The following is a 22,085-nucleotide window of genomic DNA, read 5'->3' on the forward strand; positions in this document are numbered from 1 at the left end:
CGCTGAAAAGACTTGCACCACAGTGGCGCCGGGAAAACCCTAATTGTCTCAAATTGCAAACAACCCACTCCTACACTCGGTCGGATGACATCTGGTATGAGGACCTATCTCGTGGGCGGCGCCTTGCGCGACCGGCTGCTCGGCCTGCCGGTGAGCGACCGCGACTGGCTCGTGGTCGGCGCCACGCCCGAGCAGATGGTGGCGCGCGGCTACCTGCCGGTGGGCCGCGATTTCCCGGTGTTCCTGCATCCGAAGACGCGCGAGGAACATGCGCTGGCCCGCACCGAGCGCAAGAGCGCGCCGGGCTACCGCGGCTTCACCATCCATGCCTCGCCCGAGGTGACGATCGAGGAAGACCTGGCGCGGCGCGACCTCACCATCAATGCGATCGCACTCCCGGCCGAGCTGGCCGATGCGGCGACGACCGATGCGAACGCCCTGGTCGACCCGTTCCACGGCCAGCGCGACCTGCGCGACAAGGTGCTGCGCCATGTGACCCACGCCTTTCGCGAGGATCCGGTGCGCATCCTGCGCGTGGCGCGCTTTTCGGCGCGCTTCCATGACTTCAGCATCGCACCGGAGACGATGGCGCTGATGCGCGGCATGGTCGAGGCCGGCGAGGTCGATGCGCTGGTGCCCGAGCGCGTGTGGCAGGAACTGGCACGCGGGTTGATGGAAGCCATGCCGTCGCGGATGTTCGACGTGCTGCAGGCATGCGGCGCGCTGCAACGGTTGCTGCCCGGGGTCGAGGCCCATGCCTACCGTCTTCGATCCATCGACAGAACTGCACGGCTCGGTGCGCCGTTGCCGGTTCGCTTCGGTTGCCTCACATGGGGCCTGGCGACGCCGACGCTGCTCGCCGTTTGCGATCGCTTGCGGGCGCCAACGGACGAGCGCGACCTCGCGCTGCTGTTGGCGCGCGAAGGCCAGTCCGTGGGGGCGAGCACGACGCTGGGCGCCGCCGACATCGTCGCGCTGCTCGAGCGCTGCGATGCCATCCGCAAGCCGGCGCGTTTCGGGCAACTGCTGCAGGCCTGCGAATGCTGCGAGGTCGGCGACGCCACCCGGGCCGGCCAGCGCCTGGGCGCGGCGTTGTCGGCCGTTCAGGCTGTCGCCACCAACGTCATCGCGCGCGAGGCCCAGTCGGCAGGGGAATCGGGTCCGAAGATCGGCGACGCGATCCGACGCGCGCGAATCGAGGCAGTCGCCCGCGCGTTCGACTGACCTGGGCGTGTGCCGCTTGGCTCAAGCGGGGGGCCGTGCCAAACTCGACCTGCGTCGCGGCCCAAGCGCGGCGCGCCATGCACAACATTCAGGGAGACACGCATGAAATTTCGACTCTGGGTCGCGGCGTCCGCCGTGGCCCTGTCCGCCTGCGGCGGCGGTGGTGGCCACGGATATTCCGGCCTGCCGATCACGCCCCCCACCGGCTCAACCCCCACGACGCCTGCGGATCCGGTGGCGGTGACACCGACCACCCCCACCACACCCACGACGCCGACAACACCAGCGATCAACACGGTGATCTACGAATCACTGACCTGGCCGGACACCACCGACGAACGACTGGCGCAACTCAACGCACAGGGCGCGCGCGGATACCGCGAGCTCCTGGGTCAAGGGCTCTACATCAAGGACGCCGAAGCCACTTACGTCTACGAGACCCTGCCCAAGGCGCACGGCATCGGCGACTTCCAGGAACAGCTCAACACCCAGGGCGCGCGAGGCTACGAGTGGCTGGCCGACTACCAATACGACTACGACGTCGCCTACTACCGGAAAACCACCGGATCCGCGTCGACATTCACGTACAAGCTCGTGGAACCGCCACTCACGCCCAACAGTTCCCAGCCCAGTGTGTCCGGCATGGTGGAGCAGGCCAATGCCTTGGGGGCCGATGGCTACTACGGCGTCCAATTCAGCAGGGCCTCTGGCTCCCTCAGCGTCTATCGCAAGGACTCGCTGAGCACCGCCACCTACGGCTATGAGTTCAATTCCGGACTGGGCAACGCGCTGAAGCAGTTCAACGATTACGGTGCCCGCGGCTATCGCTTCCGGGGGGTGTGGGGACTCGAATTGGGCTCGTTCCACAACGGGCTCATCTTCGTCAGGGACCTGTCCCAATCGGCCACCTTCAGCTTCACGGCCTTGCCCGATCCGCCCGTCAGCGGGACCTTCCTGGACCAGGCGAACGCCGAGGGCGCCAAGGGAAATGTGTATTTCTTCAGGTCGCCCCGCACACTTCCCAGCGCGCAGAACCCTACGCCCGAGTCGTTCAACTACTACATGACGCCGGCGGCATGTACGGGGTTCACCTGCACGTCACACTCGGCGTACTGAATCCACGGCTTTTCCATTCGCGGCATTGACCGACGCACGAAACCGCCCCGCGCTGTTATCGTGCCCGGTTGATGACCGCGCCCCCCCAACTCACTCCTGACGCCGCCCTCTTCCTCGACTTCGACGGCACGCTCGTCGCGCTGGCCGAAACGCCCGAGGCGATCGAGGTGCCGCCTCAACTGGTCGCGCTGCTGGGCGACCTGAGCAAGCTCTTCGGCGGCGCGCTGGCGGTGGTGTCGGGCCGGCAGATCGACGCGCTCGACCGCTTCCTGGCGCCGCTGCGCCTGCCGTCCGCGGGCGAGCACGGTGTGCAGCGGCGCAATGCGGCGGGCCACATGCAGGAGCAGAAGCCGCCCGACCTGGACGCGGTGCTCGACGTGGCCAACAAGCTCGCCGGCGCACATCCCGGCCTGCTTGTCGAGCGCAAGCATGCGGCCGTCGCGCTGCATTACCGCATGGCGCCCGATCTCGAGGCCGTCTGCCGCGATGCGATGTGGGCCATCATCGCGCACCAGCCGCAACTGGAACTGCTGCATGGCAAGTTCGTGTTCGAGGTGAAGCCGGCCGGCATCAACAAGGGCGTGGCCATCGATGCCTTCATGCGGGAGCCGCCCTTTGCCGGCCGCGTACCGGTGTTCGCCGGCGACGACACCACCGACGAGACCGGCTTTGCCGTGGTGCAGCCGCGCGGCGGCATTGCGATCAAGGTGGGCAGCGGGCCCAGCCTGGCGATGCACCGGCTCGAATCGCCGCGCGCGGTGTTCGAGTGGCTGCTGCAGGCGCGCGACCTTCTCACGCAAGCGCCTCGACAGGCGAGCGCTGCGGATGAAGGCCGCAACACATGAGCCGCCTCGTCGTCATCTCCAACCGCGTGGCCGACCCCCGCAAGCCGGCGGCCGGCGGACTGGCCGTCGCGCTGGGCGAGTCGCTGCAGCAAAGCGGTGGCCTCTGGTTCGGCTGGAGCGGCACGGTCGTCGAAGGCGGGCCCTCGGGCGAGGGCGAACTGCATCGGCAGCAGGCCGGCAAGGTCACGCTGGCCACCATCGACCTGAGCCGCGAGGACCACGACAGCTACTACCTCGGCTACAGCAACGACGTGCTCTGGCCGGTGTTCCACAACCGGCTCGACCTGGCGCATTTCGACGCCGGCTTCATCGGCGGCTACCGGCGCGTGAACCAGCTGTTCGCGCGCAAGTTGCTGCCGCTGCTCAAGCCCGACGACGTCATCTGGGTGCACGACTACCACCTCATCCCGCTGGCCGCGGAGCTGCGCGCCATGGGTTGCCGCCAGCGCATCGGCTTCTTCCTGCACATCCCGCTGCCGCCGCAAATCATCATGGCGGCGATTCCGCAGCACGAGTGGCTCGTGCGCTCGCTGTTCGCCTACGACCTGATCGGGCTGCAATCGCACCAGGACCGGGAGCACTTCGACCGCTATGTGGTGGACGAGGCCCACGGCACGGCGCAGGCCGGGGACATGTACCAGGCCTACGGCCAATCGGTGCGCTGCAGCGCCTTCCCGATCGGCATCGACGTGGACGAGTTCATGGAGCTCACGCATGCCAAGGAGGCACAGGAGATGTGCCAGACGATGCGGCGCGAGTATTCGCAGCGGCGCCTGATGATCGGCATCGACCGGCTCGACTATTCCAAGGGCATCCCGCACCGGGTCCGCGCCTTTCGCGAACTGCTGGCGCACTACCCGGAGAACCGGCGCAGCGCCACGCTGATCCAGATCGCCTCGCCCACGCGCGAGACGGTCGACGCCTACGGCGACATCCGGCGCGAACTGGAGTCCCTGTGCGGTGCCATCAACGGCGACTACGGCGAGCTCGACTGGATGCCGGTGCGCTACATCCACCGCATGGTGGCGCGCAAGCGCGTGCCGGGGCTGTGCCGCGCAGCGGCGGTGGGCCTGGTGACGCCGCTGCGCGACGGCATGAACCTGGTGGCCAAGGAATACGTGGCCGCGCAAGACCCGGCCGACCCGGGCGTTTTGGTGCTGTCGCGCTTCGCGGGCGCGGCCGAGCAGTTGAAGGAAGCCTTGCTGGTCAATCCCTACGACACGCACGGCACGGCCGAGGTCATGCAGCAGGCGCTGCAGATGCCGCTGGAAGAAAGGCGGCATCGGCACCAGAAGCTGCTGCAGCGCATCCGGGAGCATGACGTGCACTGGTGGCGCAGCGCCTTTCTGGCTGCACTGGCGGAGACGGTACAGGTCACGGATTGAGCGCTCTCCTTGCGCCCTTGCATTCGAGCGCAGAACCAGGCGGGGCGCCGCAACGTGGTGCAGCACCGGCAAGGTGCTCCAACGCAATCATGCGTTCCAAGGCAGATCCGGATCGAGGTGCGGCGTCAGCACCTCGCCCAACCAGTCCATCAACGCCTGCACCCGCTTCGAAAGATTGCGCCGGTTCGGATAGACCAGCGACACCGGCATCGGCTGCGCCGTGAACCCCGGCATCACCTCCACGAGCAATCCCGCGGCCAACGCGGCCACGGCGCCCGTGCGCGGCGCCTGGATCAGGCCCAGCCCGGCGAGACAGGCGGCCTGGTACGCATCGGTGTGGTTGACGGTGATCACGCCCGGCATCTCCAGCAGGCGATAGCGCTCGCCATCGTGGTATTCCCAGCCGGCCGCGCCGCCGCCCAGTGTCGGCGCCCACCGCACCAGGCGGTGGTGGGCCAGGTCTTCCAGCGTCTGCGGCGTGCCGAACTGCGCGAGATAGGCGGGGCTTGCGCAATTGATCTGCGCAAGCTGGCCGAGCCGCCGCGCGACCAGCCCCGAATCCTGCAGTTGGCCGATGCGCAGCACGCAGTCGAAGCCTTCGTTCACCAGGTCCACGCGCCGGTCGGTCGTGCTCAATTCGATCTCCAGCAGCGGATGCGCGGCCAGGAATTCCCACAGGCGCGGGATCACCACGCTGCGCGCCAGCCCGGTCGGCAAATCGACGCGCACGCGGCCACGCAGGCTGCTGGGCGCTTGCTGGAACAGCGTGCGCAGTTCTTCCGCATCGGCCAGCAGCGCCTGGGCCCGCTCGAGGAACTGCTCGCCGTCGGGCGTGATGCGCACGGTGCGGGTGGTCCGGTGCAAGAGGCGCGTGCCCAGTTGCGCTTCGAGTTGCTGGACGCTGGCGGAGACGCGCGACTTCGGCAGCCCAAGTTGCTCGGCGGCACGGGTGAAGCCGCCGAGCTCGGCCACCTTCACGAAGGTTTGCAACAGGGCGAGGTCCATCTATTGTTCGTTTCAAGAGAACGATGAAGTCAGGATACGCTGGTTTATCGCGAGATTGTTCGAACCTAAAGTTCAGTCCATCCAAACTGATCTTCCAAGGAAACGGACATGAGCACCCCCATCGCACTCGTCACCGGCGCCAGCCGCGGTCTCGGCAAGAACACCGCCCTGCACCTTGCACGCCAAGGCAGCGACCTGATCCTCACCTACCGCAGCGGCGCCGCGGAAGCGCAAGACCTCGTGAAGCAGATCGAGGCGCTGGGTCGCCGCGCCGTCGCCTTGCCGCTGGACGCGGCCGACAGCGCCAGCTTCGCGGCCTTCGCCGCCTCGGTCGCGGCGGCGCTGCGCACGACCTGGCAGCGCGACCGCTTCGACCACCTGGTCAACAACGCGGGCACCGGCCTGGACGCCAGCTTCGCGGACACGACCGAGGCGCAGTTCGACGCGATGATGAACATCCACCTGAAGGGTCCGTTCTTCCTCACGCAGGCCTTGCTGCCGCTGCTCGCCGACGGTGGGCGCATCGTCAACATCTCCACTGGTCTCGCGCGCTTCACGCGTCCCGGCAAGGCAGCCTACGCATCGATGAAGGGCGGCATCGAGGTGCTGACGCGCTACCTCGCGAAGGAACTGGGCCCGCGCGGCATCGCGGTGAACGTGGTCGCGCCGGGCGCGATCGAGACCGACTTCGGTGGTGGCGTGGTGCGCGACAACCCGCAAGTGAACAAGATGGTCGCCTCCCAGACCGCGATGGGCCGCGTGGGCCTGCCGGATGACATCGGGGGCGCGATCTCGATGCTGCTGCAGCCGGGCAACCGGTGGATCACCGGGCAGCGCATCGAGGCATCGGGTGGAATGTTTCTCTGAGGCGCCTTCTCAATCGAGCAAGGCAAGGGCTGCGTAGTCGCCCACCTTTTCGGCCAGCCCCGCCGGTACCAAGGTGACGCCTTCCGTCAGCGATGGCAGCCTGCCTTTCACTTCAGCCTCCAGCCGCGGCAGCAGCAAGGCCCGGTTGTTTCCGAACACGCTGCCGCCCAGGCTGATGCGTTGGAGGTCGAGCGTGGCGATCAGGTTGTAGAGCATGCGGCCCATGACGCGACACAGGCTGTCGACGCGGGCCAGGGCCGCTGCGTCGCCGGCGCTCGCGGCGGCGAACAATTGCTCCGCCGGCTGGCCGTAGCGGCGCGCCACGGCGTTGCCCGCGACCAATCCTTCGACATCGCCGACGTTGCCGCAGCCGCACAGGGCATTCGTGTCATCGTCCACCACGAAGGTATGGCCGGCATGGCCGGCGTTGCCGTTCTTGCCGCGCAGCACATGGCCGTCAACGCAGAGGCCCACGCCGATGCCGGTGCTCCAGGTGACGTAGGCGCAGTGGTCGGCGCCCTTGAGCGCACCCCAGCGCCGCTCCGCCTCCAGCGCGCCGACCGCGTCGTTCTCCACGCGCACCACGTCGAAGCGCTGGCGCAGCGGCCCCTCGATGGGCGCCGTCATCCAGTCGTTGGGCAAGCCCCGCGCCGGTCCGGCGATGCCGCCGCAGATGTTGGGCGTGGCCAGCGAAATGCCGCTGGCGTCGATCACGAAGGGGCCGGCGGACGACACGCCGGCGCGCCGCACCGCATCGGGCGTGATGCCCTGCTCGGCACAGACCTCGTCCACCATGCGCAGGATCTGGCGCGACACGGCCAGGTTGTCGCCGGTCTTGGCGGTGGGTTCGCTGCGGCGCCCCAGCAGGGGGCGCGGGCTGCCGTCCAAACCTTCGCCGTCGGCGGCCAGGCTGACGGCAATCTTGGTGCCGCCGATGTCTACACAGGCTCTCATGAAGTCTCGGTCCTTGTGGTCATATCCAGCGCGCGATCAGCGCGGCAATCATGCTGAGCACCACGGTGCTCCCGATGGGCAACTGCCAGTGTCGCCCCAATGCCTTGAACTCGAAGTCGCCAGGCAGCCGCCCGAAACCGTGACGGCGCAGCCATTCGGTCAGCCCGCTCATCAGCAGCAGGGCCAGCACGACGACGATGAGCCAGCGGATCATTTTTGGTTCAGGAGTGCAAGCGCAGCGCGGTGCAATTCAGGCGTGGCCGCGGCGATCACGCGGCCGTCGGATTTCAGGCCCAGGCGCTGGCCGCTCCAGTCTGTGATGACGCCGCCCGCGGCCTCGATCAGGCCCGCCGGGCCAAGGTAGTCATAGGGTTGCAGGCCGGCCTCGACCACCAGGTCGATGGTGCCGCCTGCCAACTGCGCATAGCCGTAGCAGTCGCCGCCGAAACGCCGCATCGCGCAAGCGCGGCTGAGGCGGTCGAAGGCCTGCCAGTCGGCCGGGCCGAAGATATCGGGCGAGGTGGTGACGATGCGGGCCTTGCCCACTTCGCTGACGTTGCTCGCGCGCACGTACTCCCCGTTGCGCGTGGCGCCCCCGCCGGCCTGGCCGATCCAGCGCTCCTTGAGCACCGGCATGTCGATCATGCCGAGCGTGAGGCGCCCACCCTCCAGCAGCCCGATCAGCGTGCCCCACAGCGGCGAGCCGGTGATGAAGCTGCGCGTGCCGTCGATGGGGTCGAGCACCCAGACGCTGTCGGCGTCGAGGCGTTCCAGGCCGTGTTCCTCGCCGTAGATGCCATCAGCGGGGCGCTGCGCTCCGAGGATCTCTCGCATGGCGATCTCGGCTGCGCGGTCGGCCAGCGTGACCGGGCTTTCATCGGCCTTGGTGATGACGTCGAGCGGCGTGCGGAACCACTTCATCGACTCGGCCGCCGCCGCATCGGCAAGCAACTGCGCGACACGCAAGTATTCCTCGGGGGATCTGGAACTCATGATTTCTCGATAACTGGAGAAGGCGAGATTAGAACCGAGCCGCCCTGAATTGACAGCGCCCGATGGCGCCGCCTAGCATGCGACGCACTCGCCCAGCGCCCGCCATGAGGCCCGAGGCACGCCTGGAGTCGGCATGAGACTGATCCTTCGCAACGACCTGCGCAAGCTGATGTTTGCGCTGTTGCTGCTGGCTGCCAGCTTCGGGCACGCCGGCGCCACGCCGCCACCCAAGGAAGACCAGATCATCCTGGCCCTGATCCAGCGCGTGGAAGCGCGAACCGACCTCGTGTTCGTGCGCAACGGCAGCGACCACAACGCGACCGAGGCGGCCAAGCACCTGCGCAGCAAGTACAAGTACTTCAAGGTCGAACTCATCGATGCGGAAGACTTCATCGAGCGCTGCGGCTCGCGCTCCGAACTGACGCGCAAGCCCTACCAAGTAAGGACGGCGGGCGGCGCCGTGCGCGACGCGGGGGACTTCCTGCGGGAAGAACTGCGCGCCCTGCGCGCGAACTAGGCTCCTTCTGTGAGCGGCGCGGTCGGCTCCCTCATGCTCCGCCAAAAACGCGAGCGGGAAAAGCGCTGAGTGCGTGAAGAAACAGTGTGGAATACGCTTCGGTCGCGTCGGGCCAGATTCGATGCGCGAGAAGCCACGCCCACAACAAGCACAACGCGGCCAACAAGAGTTGTACTGGGGCAGTCCCATACCAAAGGGCGCGGGAATCTCCGAACGGCGCGGGCCACCTGTTTTCGTGTGCAAAGCGCTGAACGTCCTGCGCATACTGCCTGCCCAGATACTTGAGTTGCGAAATGGCACCGCGAATCCCGAGCCACCCGGACAGGGTGATGCCCAAGCCCGCAAGCGGGAGTGCCCCGAGAAGAAAATGCACGAGCCAAGGGACCATGACTTCGACGTTCCGACCGTCGCCCGCAGGCGAAGATTTCAAGAATGCCAACGCCACGAACAGAAGCCCATTGAAATGCAGCAGCCAGGTCATTCGACTGTGGATCTGTCCCTCCGCGCGCGAGACCTGCGCTGAGAGATAGTCGTATCGCTGCTTGAATGCGGCGGCTTCCGCCCTGCTGCCCGAGGCGGAACTCGTCTTCACCTCTTCTTCAAGACGCATGCTGATCGCATTGGTGAGCCGGATGATCGAGGCGGCCACGCCGGGGCCGGCAACGTTCAGCGTGACCGCGGCATCGCGGCCGTCCGCTGAATCAGCGTGGCCAGCGACGCCCTGTGTCGTCGTCGCCGGCTCGTCCTTGCTTCCAACTGTCGCCATCGTCACCTCCGATCTGACCGCAATGGTCCAATTTGCCGTCTGGCAACGACCGGGACAATGCCGTCTGTCGCTCCGTGCCCGTTCGCTCGATCGCGAACGTCTGCACGTTGAAACGCGGCCCTGCCGTGCGCGCGGAGGCAGGGACAGCCGCCGCAGGTAGCCCAAGGCCGAGTGCGGCCTGCGAGGATTCCTCAAAGCGTATGCGAGCGGTCCCCCTCCGCGAACCCGATGGCCTCCCACGGCTCACCCGCGGCAAAGCCGATCACTTTGAACAGCTCGCCCATCTCATGCTCGTGGATCAGCCGCGCAGCCAGCGTGCGCTGCGCCAGCGGGGCCTGTTCCATCTTCGACGCCAAGCCGCAGTTGATGAGGAAGCGCGCCTGGTTGCAGTACCCGAGCACATGCAGCCCGGCGTCCTGGCCCGCGAGCGCGATGCCGGTGAAGTTGACGTGTGCGGTGATGTCCTTCGCGCCCAGGTCGGCCAGCGGATCAGGGTCGGCCTGGTGCGCCTTGTGGCACATCACCGTGCCCATGTGGCGCTGCGGGTGGTAGTACTCGGCCTCCGGAAAGCCGTAGTCGAGGAAGAAGGCCGCGCCCTGCGTCAGGCGGTCGGCCAGGGTCCGGATGAAGGCCTCGGCCTGCGGATGGATCTCGGTCAGGTAGTCCTGCGGGCCTTCGGGCTCGACGGGGGGACGCAGTTCGGTCGGGCGGTCTTCCCAGGCCCAGCCGTCGCCGTGCGCCACCACGCCGCGCTCGAACCACCGGCCCTTCACGCGCACCAGCAGTTGTACCGGCATCGCATCCAGCACCTCGTTACCGACGACGACGCCCTGCATCGCATCAGGCAAGGCGCTCAGCCATTCGACGCGGTCGCCGAAGCGGTCCAGCGTGAGCCGCTGCCGCGCGCGCAGGCTGCCGGACAGGTCGACGATGCGGTAGCGCTTCACGCGCCGGCCCATCGCGTCGAGCGCATCGAGCAATTGCGAAGCCAGCGCGCCTGAGCCTGCGCCGAATTCCCAGACCACGTCGGTACCGGTCTTCTCCAGCGCCTCGGCCACCTGCACGGCCAGCGCCTGGCCGAACAGCGGCGTCATCTCGGGCGCGGTGACGAAGTCGCTGCCGGTGTCCGGCATCTGGCCGAACTTGCGGCTGTCGTTGGCGTAGTAGCCGAGGCCGGGCGCGTACAGGGCCAGCGCCATGAACCGGTCGAAGGGCAGCCAGCCGCCCGAGCGGGCGAGCGTGGCGTCGATAATCCGGGTCAACGGATGGGCGCGTTCCGCGCCGGGCTCCAATTTCATGGAACGGGAATCTATCAGCATGGCAACAACGGCTTCGGGCGTGCTCGTGACAGGCGGCGGACAGCGGCTCGGCGCCGCCGTCTGCACGGCCTTCGCGCAGGCCGGCTGGCGCGTGTGGTGCCACTACCGCGCCTCGCGCAACGCCGCCGAGGCGCTGTGCGCGCGTCTGCGCGATGAAGGCCACGCGGCCGAGGCCATCGAGGCCGACATCACGAGCGAACCGGCACGCGAGGCGCTGGTCGCGCATATCTCGGCCACCGGCCCGCTGCACTGCATCGTCAACAACGCCTCTGCCTTCGACCCCGACACCGCCCTCGACTTCGACCCCGATGCCGCGATGAAGCAATGGGGCGTGAACCTGGTCGCGCCGTTGTCCTTCGCCCGCCTGCTGGCCCGGCAACCCGCCGACGGCGCCGACCGCTGCGCCATCCACATCCTCGACCAGAAGGTGTTCAACCTGAACCCCGACTACTTCTCCTACACCGTGTCCAAGCTCGCGCTGGAACGCGCCGTGGCCCTGCAGGCGCAGGCGCTGGCGCCCGCCGTGCGCGTCTGCGGCGTCGCGCCGGGCATCCTGTTCACCAGCGGCCCGCAGAACACCACCAACTTCGAGAAGGCGTCGCGCGCCAACCTGCTGCGTCGCCCGATCGACCCCGCCGACGTGGCCCGGACCTGCGTCTTCCTCGCCGGCACGCCCAGCGTGACCGGCACCACCCTCTGCGTCGACAACGGCCAGCACCTGGTGCCGACCGAGCGCGACATCATGTTCGTGGTCGACGACCTCCTGAAAGCCACCCCGTGACCTTTGCCGCCCTCGATCCCCTGTTGCTGTCGTGCCGGCGCGTGTTCCTGCGCGACTACGAGGTGTGGATCAACATCGGCGTGCACGATTTCGAGAAGACGGCCGAGCAGCGCGTCATCATCAACGTCGACCTGTACGTGCCGCTGGAACTTTCCACGCCGAAGTCGGACGAACTGGACGAAGTGGTCGACTACGACTTCATCCGCCGCACCATCGCCGCGCGCGTGAGCAAGGGCCACGTGCAACTGCAGGAGACGCTTTGCGACGACCTGCTCGCGGCCATGCTGGCCCATCCCAAGGTGCACGCCGCCCGCGTGTCCACCGCCAAACCCGATGTGTACCCAGACTGCGACGCGGTCGGGGTCGAAGTTTTCCGGAGCAAATGACATGAGCGCCATCTGGATCGACGAGGTCGCACCCGCGAACTCCCTCAAGATCGAACGAGAAACCCACAAGCTGGAGAAGCGCCTGTGCCGCCAGGTCGGCCAGGCGATCGTCGACTACAACATGATCGAGGACGGTGACAAGGTCATGGTCTGCGTCTCGGGCGGCAAGGACAGCTACGCGATGCTGGACATCCTGCTCAAGCTCAAGGCCCGTGCGCCGATCCACTTCGACCTGGTCGCGGTCAATCTCGACCAGAAGCAGCCCGGTTTCCCGGAAGAGGTGCTGCCGAAATACCTCAGCGAACTCGGCGTGGCCTTCCACATCGAGAACCAGGACACCTACAGCATCGTCAAGCGCGTCATTCCCGAGGGCAAGACCACCTGCGGCCTGTGCAGCCGGCTGCGGCGCGGCATCCTGTACCGCGTGGGGGACGAACTGGGCGCCACCAAGGTCGCGCTCGGCCACCACCGCGACGACATGCTGCAGACCTTCTTCCTCAACATGTTCTTCGCCGGCAAGCTCAAGAGCATGCCGCCCAAGCTGGTGAGCGACGACGGCAAGCACATCGTGATCCGCCCGCTCGCCTACGTGAACGAGAAGGACCTGGTCCGCTGGGCGCAGCACCGCGAATTCCCGATCATCCCGTGCACCTTGTGCGGCAGCCAGGAGAACCTGCAGCGCAAGCAGGTCGGCGAGATGTTGCGCGAGTGGGACAGGAAGTACCCCGGCCGCGTGGAGAACATGTTCACCTCGCTGCAGAACGTGGTGCCCTCCCACCTGCTCGACGGAACGCTGCACGACTTCAAGGGTCTCAAGGCGACGGGCGTGGCCGACGAGGACGGCGACAGGGCCTTCGACCCGCCCGAGCTTCCGGCCCCAGGCATCGGGGTCCTGCGGATGGTCTAGGAGATCTCCATGCGACGCCTGCTGGCCGCCCTCTTCGTGATTGCAAGCCTTGCCGGCTGCGCATCCACCTGGGTGGTCGACAGCAACGTCCGGAGTTTCTCCAAGCTGGATGCCGTGCCCGCGGGCACCACCTATCGCTTCGAACGCCTGCCGTCGCAGCAGGTGGCCGAGCCGCAGCAATCGCAACTGGAGGGCATGGCCGGCGCTGCGCTGGCGCGTGTCGGGTTGCAGCGGGACGACGACCGGGCGGTCTACAGCGCGCAGGTCACGGCGCGCGTGGCCGCGACGCTGTCGCCCTGGGCCGATCCGTGGCTCTATGGGCCAGGCTGGGGTCCCGGGTGGGGGCCGGGCTACGGTTATGGCTACTACGGCCCGCGCTACGGTCGCGGCTGGTATGGCGGCGGGTGGTACGGGGGTGGCTGGTACGGGGCCCCGTTCTACACGCCGGCGGCCAACCCGTGGTACGAGCGTGAAGTGGGCCTCGTGCTGCGTGACCTGAAGTCCGGCCAGGTGGTCTACGAGACACGGGCCCGCAACGACGGCCCGTACAGCTCAAGCGGCGTGATCCTCGCCGTCATGTTCGATGCGGCCCTGCAAGGCTTCCCGAATCCGCCGCCGGGCGAGCGGCGAGTCGACATTCCGCTCCAGCCCCGGCCCTGAACAAACTCGCTCCGATGGACGTCACCCGCCTCATTGCCGTTCGCCACGGGGAAACCACCTGGAACGTCGACGCCCGGCTGCAGGGCCAACTCGACATTCCCCTGAACGCCACCGGCGCCTGGCAGGCCGCGCGCCTGGGCGACGCCCTGGCCGGCGAGCCCATCGCCGCGGTCTATGCCAGCGACCTGAGCCGCGCCTGGCAAACCGCGGAAGCGATCGCGGCGCCGCATGGCATCGACATCGTCAGCGACGTCGGCCTGCGGGAGCGTGGCTTCGGCCACTTCGAGGGCAAGACCTTCGCCTGGATCGAGGCCGAGATGCCCGAGCAGGCACGCCTCTGGCGCACCCGGGACACGGCCTACGCGCCGGAGGGCGGCGAGTCGCTCCTGGTCTTCCGCGACCGCGTGATCGCCACCGCCACGGCCATCGCGGCACGCCACACGGGTGAACTCATCGTCCTGGTGGCCCACGGCGGCGTCATGGACGTGCTCTACCGCGCCGCCACGCGCCAGGAACTCCAGGCGCCCCGCACGTGGCAATTGGGCAACGCCGCCGTCAACCGCCTGCTCTGGACGCCGGAGGGTTTCTCGCTGGTGGGATGGAGCGACACCACCCATCTGGCGGGGGATGCGCTGGACGAGAACGCGCCCTGAAAATCCGCAATTTCGCAGCTTTGCGTAACTTTTAGGGCGGTAGCCGTCACTCACAGGCGGCATTTCGTATTCAAACTACGGCATCGGGCGCAGAATGGTTTGCGAGTGTGAAGTTTTTCCGTTGTCAACCTCTGAATCGCAACCGATTGCATACGGCTTGACACAGATTGTGCAGCGCAATAGGCCTTTCGGTCAGCCCATTTGGTGAATGTGCCCGACGGCTTATAGAGGGCAATATCGGGACCAGACACGCCATGAACTCTTTTGCATTACTTTCTACCTTCGGAAACATCATGTTTCCTCTCTTGCAGCAGGTGGCTCCAAGTTCACCGCTCAAATGTTAATCAACTGATACCCGACTGAACCGAACGCCCATGGCCATGCAACAGGAACCCGTGACTTCCGCGCAGACCGGCGGTTCTCTGCTCGGCTTGTTCCCACCAGTCGCCGGATCCGCAGCCGGCCAAACGGCCCCTTTCGAGATTGAGCACGCCTTCGGTAGCGGTTTGGCCGAGCGACTCGAGACCGTCTCTCCCAGGATGGGTTGGCTGCCAGATACGCCCCACATCGCTGCGTGGTTCCTGTTGCGCCAGCGCTGGCTCGACGCCGCGCCTGCCGCACGCACCGGGACTTGCGGCGAATGGATCGCCAGCGTCGAGGCCGTGCGGCGGGATGGCAGCCTGGACGATGCGGCCATCGACTGGATGCGCTCCACCACGGCTGCGGCGGAGCAACTGCGGCTGGCCGGTGATCAACGTGCGCTGCGCTTGGTGGCGCCCGCCGGCCAGATCGACTCGGTAACTGCTTCCCAACTTCTTGAAACACTGGCGGCAACGATGATCGCGTTGCTGGCCGATCTGGATGCGCCGCTGGCCCAGGTGCCCGACGTGAAGCCGGCCGACCAGCAACGCATGCTGCGCGAATGGAACGCGCCGGTTTCCGCCTACGACCCGGCGCGCACGGTGCATGGCTCGTTCGCGGCGCAAGCCGTCGCAATGGCCGACCGCACGGCAGTGGTGGGCGTGGGCCAGTCGATGCGCTATGCCGAACTGGACCAGCGCGCTGAGTGGATTGCCCGCCGGCTGCAATCGCAAGGCGTGCGTCCGGGCGATGCCGTCAGCGTGATGTTGAGCCGCTCGCCTGACGCCATCGCCGCCTTGCTCGGCATCCTCAAGGCCGGTGCGGCGTACGTGCCGCTGCAGCCCGATTTCCCGGCCGAGCGCATCGCCTTCATGCTGGGCGATGCCGGCGTGAAAGTGCTGGTCAGCGAACAGGCACACGCCGCGACCGTGCCGGCCGGATTGACCGTGCTGTGGCTTGACGATGCGCAGGCTGACGCTGCCACGCTGGCACCGCTGCAAACCGTCGCGGTCGATGGCGACGCGCGTGCCTATGTCATGTACACCTCCGGCTCGACCGGCGTGCCCAAGGGCATCGAGATCTGCCATCGCTCAATCCTGCGGCTGGTGATCGACGCGCGCTACGTGGACCTGCGCGCCGACGAGCCCATGCTGCACGCCGCGCCGCTCGGCTTCGACGCCTCGACGCTCGAAATCTGGGGCCCCCTGCTCAACGGCGGCTGCTGCGTCGTGCACGACGAGGACATGCCCACCGGCGCTGGTCTCGCCCGCACCATCGGCCAGCACGGCGTCAAGACCGCCTGGCTCACGGCCGCGCTGTTCAATGCCGTGGTCGACGACAACCCGGCCCACCTTTCCGGCCTGCGCCAGTTGCTGGCCGGCGGCGAGGCACTGTCGGTGGCCCATGTGCGCCGTGCGATGGCCGCCCTGCCCGGCCTGACGCTCATCAACGGCTATGGCCCGACCGAGTGCACCACCTTCGCCGCGACGCACCGCATCCCGCACGACCTGCCGGCCGATGCCCGCTCGGTGCCGATCGGCAAGCCGATCACCGACACGACGCTGCACGTCCTCTCGCCCACGCTGGGCCTGTTGCCGGCCGGCTTTGTCGGTGAACTCTGCATCGGCGGCCGCGGCCTGGCCCGCGGGTACCTGCAACGCCCCGAACTGACGGCCGAACGCTTCGTGCCCGATCCCTTCGGCGCACCCGGCGAGCGGCTCTACCGCACCGGCGACCAGGCCCGCTGGCTGCCTGACGGCACCATCGAATTCCTCGGCCGCGCCGACGGCCAGGTCAAGATCCGCGGCCATCGCATCGAAACCGGCGAAATCGAGACCGCGCTCAACACCCATCCCGGCGTGCGCACCAGTGCCGTGGTGCCGCGGCCGGACGCCGCTGGCGAAACCCGTCTCGTGGCCTACCTGGTGGCCAGCGACAAGCCGGTGCCATGGAGCGAACTGCGCGCCCACATCGCGGCCCATCTGCCCGAAGTCATGGTGCCTGCCGCGCAGGTCTGGCTGGACCGCCTGCCCGTCACGACGAATGGCAAGCTCGACCGCCGCGCCCTGCCGGAGCCGACCCGCCAGCGCCCCGAACTGGCCCAACCCTACGAAGCGCCGCGCAGCGAAGCCGAGCGCCAGGTCTGCGCTGCCTTCGCCAGCGCGCTGGGGCTGGAGCCGATCGGCCGCCGCGACAACTTCTTCGACCTGGGCGGCAACTCGCTGCTGGTACTCAAGGTGCTGGCCCAACTGCAACGCAACAGCGCACGCACGCTGTCGGCGAACCTTTTCTTCACCGACCCGACGCCGCTCGCAATCGCAGCCGAGATGGGCGATGCACCCGTGGTCGCGCAACAAGCCGTGGCCCCTGCGACGCAACGCGAGGCAGAAGAACCCATCGCCGTGATCGGCATGGCCTGCCGCGTCCCCGGCGCCGCCGATGTCGAGCAGTTCTGGACCAACCTCGTCGAAGGCCGCGAAAGCATCAGCTTCTTCGACGATGCCACGCTCGACGCCGGCGTCAGTGCCGCGTTGCGTGCCGACCCGTCGTATGTGCGGGCGCGCGGCGTGATCGACGACATCGAGATGTTCGACGCCGCCTTCTTCGGCATCAACCCGAAGGAAGCCGAACTCACCGATCCGCAGCACCGCGTGTTCCTCGAACTCTGCTGGGAAGCCCTCGAACGCGCTGGCCATGCGCCGGACCAATGCACCGATCCGGTCGGCGTCTATGCCGGCATGTACAACGCGACCTACTTCCAGCGCCACGTCAGCACGCGGCCGGACCTGGTCGAGGCGGTGGGCGACTTCCAGGTGATGCTGGCCAACGAGAAGGACTACATCACCACCCGCGTGGCGAACAAGCTCAACCTCACCGGCCCGGCGGTCGCGGTGCACACCGCCTGCTCGACCTCGCTGGTGGCTGTGGCCCAGGCCTTCCATGCGCTGCGCAATGGCCAATGCCGAATGGCGCTGGCCGGCGGCGCGTCCGTCACCTGCCCGCCCCGCAGCGGCTACCTCTACAACGAGGGCTCGATGCTCTCGCCCGACGGCCACACGCGCAGCTTCAGCGCGCAGGCCCGCGGCACCGTGTTCAGCGATGGCGCAGCGGTCGTGCTGCTCAAGCGCCTGTCCGACGCGATCGCGGATGGCGACACCGTCCATGCGGTGCTGCGCGGCGTGGCCGTCAACAACGACGGCGGCGCCAAGGCCAGCTTCACCGCGCCGAGCGTCAAGGGTCAGGCGGCGGTCGTCTCCGCGGCGCTGGCCTCGGCCGGTGTCGACGCACGCAGCATCTCGTATGTGGAAGCGCACGGCACGGCCACGCCGATGGGCGACCCGGTCGAAGTCGAAGGCCTGCGCCAGGCCTACGCCCGCCACACCCCCGACCTCGGCTTCAGCGCCATCGGCTCGCTCAAGAGCAATGTCGGCCACATGGTGACGGCAGCCGGTGCCGGCGGCCTGATCAAGACCGTGCTGGCGCTGGAAAACGAAACCCTGCCGGCCTCGCTGCACTACGACGCCCCGAACCCGGCGATCGACTTCGCCGCCACACCCTTCAAGGTGCAGCATGAACGCGCCGCCTGGCCGCGTACGGCGCAACCGCGCCGCGCCGGCGTCAGCGCCTTCGGAGTGGGCGGCACCAACGCACATGTGATCGTCGAGGAAGCCCCGCTGCAGGCGCCTTCCGATGCATCGTCGCTGCCGCAGTTGCTGCAGGTCTCCGCCCGCACACCCACCGCGCTGGCGACGGCGATCCAGCGCCTGGCCGACCACCTCGAATCGCACCCCGACGTGTCGCTGCCCGACGTGGCCCACACCCTGCGCGTCGGCCGCAAGGCTTTCGCGCAACGCGCCGTGGTCGTCGCCGACGATGTGGCCCAGGCCGTGGCCACGCTGCGCAAGGCCGACTCGCCGATGCGCGCGAGCGCCACCGTCGCAGCCTCCGTGCCGCAACCCGTGTTGATGTTCCCGGGCCAGGGCGCGCAGTACGCGCGCATGGGCCAGGGCCTGTACGAAGGCGACGCCGTGTTCCGCGCCGCCTTCGATGATTGCCTGCGCGCCTTCGAGGGCGTGCCCGGTTTCGATATGCGCGAGCGCATGTGTTCAGCGGACCCGGCTGCGTTGTCACCGACGTCAGTGACCCAGCCAGCCACGTTCACGCTGGAATATGCACTTGCGCGCCAATTGCTGTCACTCGGCCTGAAGCCGGCGGCGCTCATCGGCCACAGCGTCGGTGAGTTCGCCGCTGCGGTCCTGGCCGGCGTGATGTCGCTGGAAGACGCAGCCCGTCTGGTGGCCCGCCGCGGCGCACTGATGCAGGCGCTTCCGGCCGGCGCGATGCTCAGTGTGCGCCTGCCCGCGGCCGACCTGGAAGCCCGCCTGCCGACCGCGATTTCGCTCGCCGCCGAGAACGGCCCGACCGCCTGCGTCGCCGCCGGCCCCTTCGAAGCCATCGAGACGCTGCGCGCCACGCTCGAAGCCGAAGGCGTCGCGGTGCGCCTGCTGCAGACATCGCATGCGTTCCACTCGTCCATGATGGACGCCGCCGTGGCGCCCTTCGAAGCGCTGGTGCGCGACGTGAAGCTCTCCGCCCCCACGCTGCCGATCTACTCGACGCTGACCGGCCACCTGCTCACCGACGCCGAGGCCACCGACCCGCGCTACTGGGCCCGCCACCTGCGCGAAGCGGTGCGCTTCTCGCCGGCCGTGCGCAGCGTGATGGCAGAGGTGCCGCATGCGTACTTCATCGAAGTCGGCCCGCGCAACACGCTCGCCACGCTGGTCCGCCAGCACGCAACCAAGTCCTTCCCCGCGCCCGCCATCGCGCTGCTGGCTGACCAGCCGGCGGCCGAATGCGGCGCATGGCGGCTGGGTGCCGGCCGGCTCTGGGCCACCGGTGTCGAGATCGATCTCCTGAAACTCGACGAACGCACGCGCAAGCTGCGCCTTCGCCTCCCGACCTACCCCTTCGAGCGCAAGCGCTTCTGGGTCGACATCGCTGCAGCGACACCTGTGTCGACTGCCGCCATCGCATCGCCTGTCACACCCTCCGCCGCACTTGCTGTCACCCCTGCCGTCGCAATTGCCGTCCCCAACCTCGCCGCCCCACTTTCACAGCCCCTCCCGGAGCCGACCATGACCGCCGTACTCCCCGCCTCCACCGCCGCTCCCGCGCGCCGCGCCGCCCTGACCGCGCGCCTGCGCGAACTGTTCGAAGAGATTTCCGGTATCGAGATGGGCGGTGCCGACGGCGGCGCGCCCTTCGTCGAAATGGGCCTGGACTCGCTCACCCTCACGCAGGCCGCCACGCAGGTCAAGAAGCACTTCAAGGTCAACCTGAGCTTCCGCCAGTTGATGGAGAGCTATAGCAGCTTCGATGCGCTGGGCGAGTTCCTCGACGTGACGCTGCCGCCAGATGCGGCGCCTGCAACGGCACCCGCCGTCGCTGCCACGCCCATGGCGGCCCAACCGACCGCCGCCGCAGCACAAGTCCAGCCGCAGGCCGCGATGCCGTTGCAGGCGATGCCTGTGCAAGCGCTGGCGATGCCGGCTGCAGGCGGCAGCTTGATGCAGCAGGTCATCGCGCAGCAGATGCAACTCATGCAGCAGCAATTGATGCTGCTGTCCGGCGCACCGCAGCAGGCCGCCGCCATGGTGGTGCCCGCGGTCGCGGCCGCCGTGCCGGTCGCACCAGCTACGCCCGCCACGCCTGTCGCCGCCCCGGCCACAGCTGCCACTGCACCGACCGCCGCCGCAAGCGACGCCGCTGACGGCGAGCCCCAAGGCCCGATCAAGTACGACGTCAAGAAGGCCTTCGGCGCCATCGCCCGCATCCACACGCAGAGCAAGGACCCGACCGAGCGCCAGCGCGCACGGCTGGCCGCCTTCATGCGCCGCTACACCGACCGCACCGCCAAGAGCAAGGCCTTCACCCAGGACAACCGCTCGCACATGGCCGACCCGCGCGTGGTCAACGGCTTCCGCCCGGCCACCAAGGAGATCACCTACCAGGTCGTGGTCGAGCGCTCCAAGGGCTCGCGCCTGTGGGACATCGACGGCAACGAATACGTCGACGTGCTGAACGGCTTCGGCATGAACATGTTCGGCTGGCAGCCCGAGTTCGTGCAGGACGCGGTCAAGAAGCAACTCGACCTCGGCTACGAGATCGGTCCGCAGCATCCGCTCGCCGCCGAGGTCACGCAACTGATCTGCGAGCTCACCGGCTTCGACCGCGCCGCGCTGTGCAACACCGGCTCCGAATCGGTGATGGCCGCGATCCGCATCGCGCGCACCGTCACGGGCCGCAGCACCATCGTGCTGTTCAGCGGCTCCTACCACGGCACCTTCGACGAAGTGCTGGTGCGCGCCGGCAAGAACGGCAAGGGCATGTCGGCCGCGCCCGGCGTGATGCAGGGCATGTTCGGCGACGTGCGCGTGCTCGATTACGGCACGCCCGAAGCGCTCGAATTCATCCGTGCCAACGCCGATGACCTGGCCTGCGTGGTCTGCGAGGCGGTGCAGAGCCGCCGCCCCGACTTCCAGCCGCGCGAATTCCTGCGTGAGGTCCGCGCCATCACCGAGAAATCGGAAACCTGCCTGATCTTCGACGAGGTCATCACCGGCTTCCGCTCGAATCTCGGCGGCGCGCAGGCCGTCTTCGGCATCCGTGCCGACCTGGCCTGCTACGGCAAGGTCATCGGCGGCGGCTTCCCGGTCGGCGTGGTGGCCGGCAAGCGCGAGTTCATGGACGCGCTCGACGGCGGCGGCTGGCAATACGGCGACGCCTCGGTGCCGACGGTGGGCGTGACCTACTTCGCCGGCACCTTCGTCCGGCATCCGCTGGCACTCGCCGCCTGCAAGGCCTCGCTGCTGCACCTGAAGGAAGCCGGCAACGCATTGCAGACGCAGCTCAACCTGCACACGGCCGCCATGGCCGACGAACTCACGGCCTTCTGCCGCGAAGTCGGCGCGCCGCTTGAGATCCGCTACTTCGCCTCGCTGTGGCGCGTGAGCTGGCTCGAAGACCACCCGCTGCAGGACCTGCTGTTCGCGATGATGCGCAGCCGCGGCGTGCACATCCTGGACAACTTCCCCTGCTTCATGACGACCGCGCACACGCAGCAGGACATCGCCACCATCAAGTCGGCCTTCAAGGAATCGATTGCCGAAATGCAGGAAGCCGAATTCCTGCCCCGCCGCGCCGCCGCCGTGCAGAAGTTCGACGCCGCGCACCCGCCTGTTCCCAACGCTCGCCTGGGCCGTGACAAGGACGGCCAGCCTGCCTGGTTCATTCCCGATCCCGCCGCACAGGGCAAGTTCATCAAGATCCAACCATGAGTGAATC

At 67.9% G+C, this 22,085-nt stretch carries 18 protein-coding genes; 12 read left to right on the forward strand and 6 right to left on the reverse strand.

Annotated elements, in window-relative coordinates; all coding sequences use genetic code 11:
• Nucleotides 1–96: 96 nt before the first annotated feature.
• The 4 genes from WKW79_RS08310 to otsA all read left to right on the forward strand — a co-directional run bounded on the left by WKW79_RS08310 (nt 97) and on the right by otsA (nt 4,570).
• Nucleotides 97–1,224, forward strand: a complete 1,128-nt coding sequence (locus WKW79_RS08310) for a tRNA nucleotidyltransferase/poly(A) polymerase-related protein (RefSeq protein ID WP_340334667.1) — start codon at nt 97–99, stop codon at nt 1,222–1,224.
• A 102-nt stretch (nt 1,225–1,326) separates the two neighbouring features.
• Nucleotides 1,327–2,340 carry a hypothetical protein gene (locus tag WKW79_RS08315; protein WP_340334668.1) on the forward strand — a complete coding sequence of 338 codons (1,014 nt, stop codon included), beginning with the start codon at nt 1,327–1,329 and terminating at the stop codon, nt 2,338–2,340.
• 71 nt (nt 2,341–2,411) lie between these two features.
• Nucleotides 2,412–3,185 (forward strand): trehalose-phosphatase, encoded by a 774-nt coding sequence (otsB, locus tag WKW79_RS08320; protein WP_340334669.1) that lies wholly within the window; start codon nt 2,412–2,414, stop codon nt 3,183–3,185.
• Nucleotides 3,182–4,570 (forward strand): alpha,alpha-trehalose-phosphate synthase (UDP-forming), encoded by a 1,389-nt coding sequence (gene otsA / locus WKW79_RS08325; protein ID WP_340334670.1) that lies wholly within the window; start codon nt 3,182–3,184, stop codon nt 4,568–4,570. The genes otsB and otsA overlap by 4 nt, the downstream gene beginning before the upstream one ends.
• Nucleotides 4,571–4,657: 87 nt before the next feature.
• Here otsA and WKW79_RS08330 read toward each other — a convergent pair whose 3' ends face one another.
• Nucleotides 4,658–5,575 carry a LysR family transcriptional regulator gene (locus WKW79_RS08330; protein WP_340334671.1) on the reverse strand — a complete coding sequence of 306 codons (918 nt, stop codon included), beginning with the start codon at nt 5,573–5,575 and terminating at the stop codon, nt 4,658–4,660.
• A gap of 108 nt (nt 5,576–5,683) precedes the next feature.
• On the opposite strand from WKW79_RS08330, the gene WKW79_RS08335 reads away from it, so the two are divergent.
• The gene (locus WKW79_RS08335; RefSeq protein WP_340334672.1) at nt 5,684–6,442 is read left to right on the forward strand and encodes an SDR family NAD(P)-dependent oxidoreductase; all 759 of its coding nucleotides are present in this window, start codon (nt 5,684–5,686) and stop codon (nt 6,440–6,442) included.
• A 9-nt stretch (nt 6,443–6,451) separates the two neighbouring features.
• Here the strand turns inward: WKW79_RS08335 and WKW79_RS08340 are convergent, their stop codons facing one another.
• From WKW79_RS08340 to hisN, 3 genes are read right to left on the reverse strand one after another with little or no spacing between them, the layout of a single operon-like run.
• The gene (locus WKW79_RS08340; RefSeq protein ID WP_340334673.1) at nt 6,452–7,396 is read right to left on the reverse strand and encodes an ROK family protein; all 945 of its coding nucleotides are present in this window, start codon (nt 7,394–7,396) and stop codon (nt 6,452–6,454) included.
• A gap of 19 nt (nt 7,397–7,415) precedes the next feature.
• A complete protein-coding gene (locus tag WKW79_RS08345) occupies nt 7,416–7,610 on the reverse strand; it encodes a DUF2905 domain-containing protein (RefSeq protein ID WP_340334674.1) in 195 nt (64 codons plus the stop codon).
• Nucleotides 7,607–8,389 (reverse strand): histidinol-phosphatase, encoded by a 783-nt coding sequence (gene hisN / locus WKW79_RS08350; protein WP_340334675.1) that lies wholly within the window; start codon nt 8,387–8,389, stop codon nt 7,607–7,609. Before hisN ends, WKW79_RS08345 begins: the two co-directional genes overlap by 4 nt.
• Nucleotides 8,390–8,522: 133 nt before the next feature.
• Here hisN and WKW79_RS08355 point away from each other — a divergent pair, with 133 nt between their 5' ends.
• The gene (locus WKW79_RS08355; RefSeq protein WP_340334676.1) at nt 8,523–8,906 is read left to right on the forward strand and encodes a DUF5329 family protein; all 384 of its coding nucleotides are present in this window, start codon (nt 8,523–8,525) and stop codon (nt 8,904–8,906) included.
• 31 nt (nt 8,907–8,937) lie between these two features.
• On the opposite strand, the gene WKW79_RS08360 is transcribed toward WKW79_RS08355, so the two are convergent.
• The gene (locus tag WKW79_RS08360) at nt 8,938–9,672 is read right to left on the reverse strand and encodes a hypothetical protein (protein ID WP_340334677.1); all 735 of its coding nucleotides are present in this window, start codon (nt 9,670–9,672) and stop codon (nt 8,938–8,940) included.
• Between the two features lie 191 nt (nt 9,673–9,863).
• Nucleotides 9,864–10,970: a class I SAM-dependent methyltransferase gene (locus WKW79_RS08365; RefSeq protein WP_340334678.1), complete on the reverse strand. Its 1,107-nt coding sequence runs from the start codon at nt 10,968–10,970 to the stop codon at nt 9,864–9,866.
• Nucleotides 10,971–10,989: 19 nt separating this feature from the next.
• Here WKW79_RS08365 and WKW79_RS08370 point away from each other — a divergent pair, with 19 nt between their 5' ends.
• From WKW79_RS08370 to WKW79_RS08395, 6 genes are all read left to right on the forward strand, one after another.
• Nucleotides 10,990–11,772, forward strand: coding sequence for an SDR family oxidoreductase (locus WKW79_RS08370; protein WP_340334679.1), 783 nt, complete (start codon nt 10,990–10,992; stop codon nt 11,770–11,772).
• Nucleotides 11,769–12,158, forward strand: coding sequence for a dihydroneopterin aldolase (locus tag WKW79_RS08375; protein ID WP_340334680.1), 390 nt, complete (start codon nt 11,769–11,771; stop codon nt 12,156–12,158). Before WKW79_RS08370 ends, WKW79_RS08375 begins: the two co-directional genes overlap by 4 nt.
• Nucleotide 12,159: 1 nt before the next feature.
• Nucleotides 12,160–13,065, forward strand: a complete 906-nt coding sequence (gene ttcA / locus WKW79_RS08380) for a tRNA 2-thiocytidine(32) synthetase TtcA (protein WP_340334681.1) — start codon at nt 12,160–12,162, stop codon at nt 13,063–13,065.
• Nucleotides 13,066–13,074: 9 nt separating this feature from the next.
• Complete coding sequence (locus WKW79_RS08385; RefSeq protein WP_340334682.1) at nt 13,075–13,725, forward strand: DUF4136 domain-containing protein; 651 nt, start codon at nt 13,075–13,077, stop codon at nt 13,723–13,725.
• Nucleotides 13,726–13,739: 14 nt separating this feature from the next.
• A complete protein-coding gene (locus WKW79_RS08390; protein ID WP_340334683.1) occupies nt 13,740–14,378 on the forward strand; it encodes a histidine phosphatase family protein in 639 nt (212 codons plus the stop codon).
• A gap of 539 nt (nt 14,379–14,917) precedes the next feature.
• Entirely contained in the window at nt 14,918–22,078 is a 7,161-nt protein-coding gene (locus WKW79_RS08395) for an amino acid adenylation domain-containing protein (protein ID WP_340334684.1), read from the forward strand.
• The last annotated feature ends 7 nt before the right edge of the window (nt 22,079–22,085 follow it).

The organism is Variovorax robiniae (assembly GCF_037889955.1).
Lineage (GTDB): Bacteria > Pseudomonadota > Gammaproteobacteria > Burkholderiales > Burkholderiaceae_C > Variovorax > Variovorax robiniae.

What these genes read in the sequence shown, in the direction of transcription:
- WKW79_RS08345 (WP_340334674.1), bottom strand. Translation starts at nt 7,610, where the DNA reads ATGATCCGCTGGCTCATCGTCGTCGTGCTGGCCCTGCTGCTGATGAGC.
- WKW79_RS08355 (WP_340334676.1), top strand. Translation starts at nt 8,523, where the DNA reads ATGAGACTGATCCTTCGCAACGACCTGCGCAAGCTGATGTTTGCGCTG.
- WKW79_RS08340 (WP_340334673.1), bottom strand. Translation starts at nt 7,396, where the DNA reads ATGAGAGCCTGTGTAGACATCGGCGGCACCAAGATTGCCGTCAGCCTG.
- WKW79_RS08365 (WP_340334678.1), bottom strand. Translation starts at nt 10,970, where the DNA reads ATGAAATTGGAGCCCGGCGCGGAACGCGCCCATCCGTTGACCCGGATT.
- WKW79_RS08370 (WP_340334679.1), top strand. Translation starts at nt 10,990, where the DNA reads ATGGCAACAACGGCTTCGGGCGTGCTCGTGACAGGCGGCGGACAGCGG.
- WKW79_RS08330 (WP_340334671.1), bottom strand. Translation starts at nt 5,575, where the DNA reads ATGGACCTCGCCCTGTTGCAAACCTTCGTGAAGGTGGCCGAGCTCGGC.
- WKW79_RS08390 (WP_340334683.1), top strand. Translation starts at nt 13,740, where the DNA reads ATGGACGTCACCCGCCTCATTGCCGTTCGCCACGGGGAAACCACCTGG.
- WKW79_RS08335 (WP_340334672.1), top strand. Translation starts at nt 5,684, where the DNA reads ATGAGCACCCCCATCGCACTCGTCACCGGCGCCAGCCGCGGTCTCGGC.
- otsB (WP_340334669.1), top strand. Translation starts at nt 2,412, where the DNA reads ATGACCGCGCCCCCCCAACTCACTCCTGACGCCGCCCTCTTCCTCGAC.
- WKW79_RS08315 (WP_340334668.1), top strand. Translation starts at nt 1,327, where the DNA reads ATGAAATTTCGACTCTGGGTCGCGGCGTCCGCCGTGGCCCTGTCCGCC.
- WKW79_RS08395 (WP_340334684.1), top strand. Translation starts at nt 14,918, where the DNA reads ATGGGTTGGCTGCCAGATACGCCCCACATCGCTGCGTGGTTCCTGTTG.
- ttcA (WP_340334681.1), top strand. Translation starts at nt 12,160, where the DNA reads ATGAGCGCCATCTGGATCGACGAGGTCGCACCCGCGAACTCCCTCAAG.
- WKW79_RS08360 (WP_340334677.1), bottom strand. Translation starts at nt 9,672, where the DNA reads ATGGCGACAGTTGGAAGCAAGGACGAGCCGGCGACGACGACACAGGGC.
- otsA (WP_340334670.1), top strand. Translation starts at nt 3,182, where the DNA reads ATGAGCCGCCTCGTCGTCATCTCCAACCGCGTGGCCGACCCCCGCAAG.
- WKW79_RS08310 (WP_340334667.1), top strand. Translation starts at nt 97, where the DNA reads ATGAGGACCTATCTCGTGGGCGGCGCCTTGCGCGACCGGCTGCTCGGC.
- hisN (WP_340334675.1), bottom strand. Translation starts at nt 8,389, where the DNA reads ATGAGTTCCAGATCCCCCGAGGAATACTTGCGTGTCGCGCAGTTGCTT.
- WKW79_RS08385 (WP_340334682.1), top strand. Translation starts at nt 13,075, where the DNA reads ATGCGACGCCTGCTGGCCGCCCTCTTCGTGATTGCAAGCCTTGCCGGC.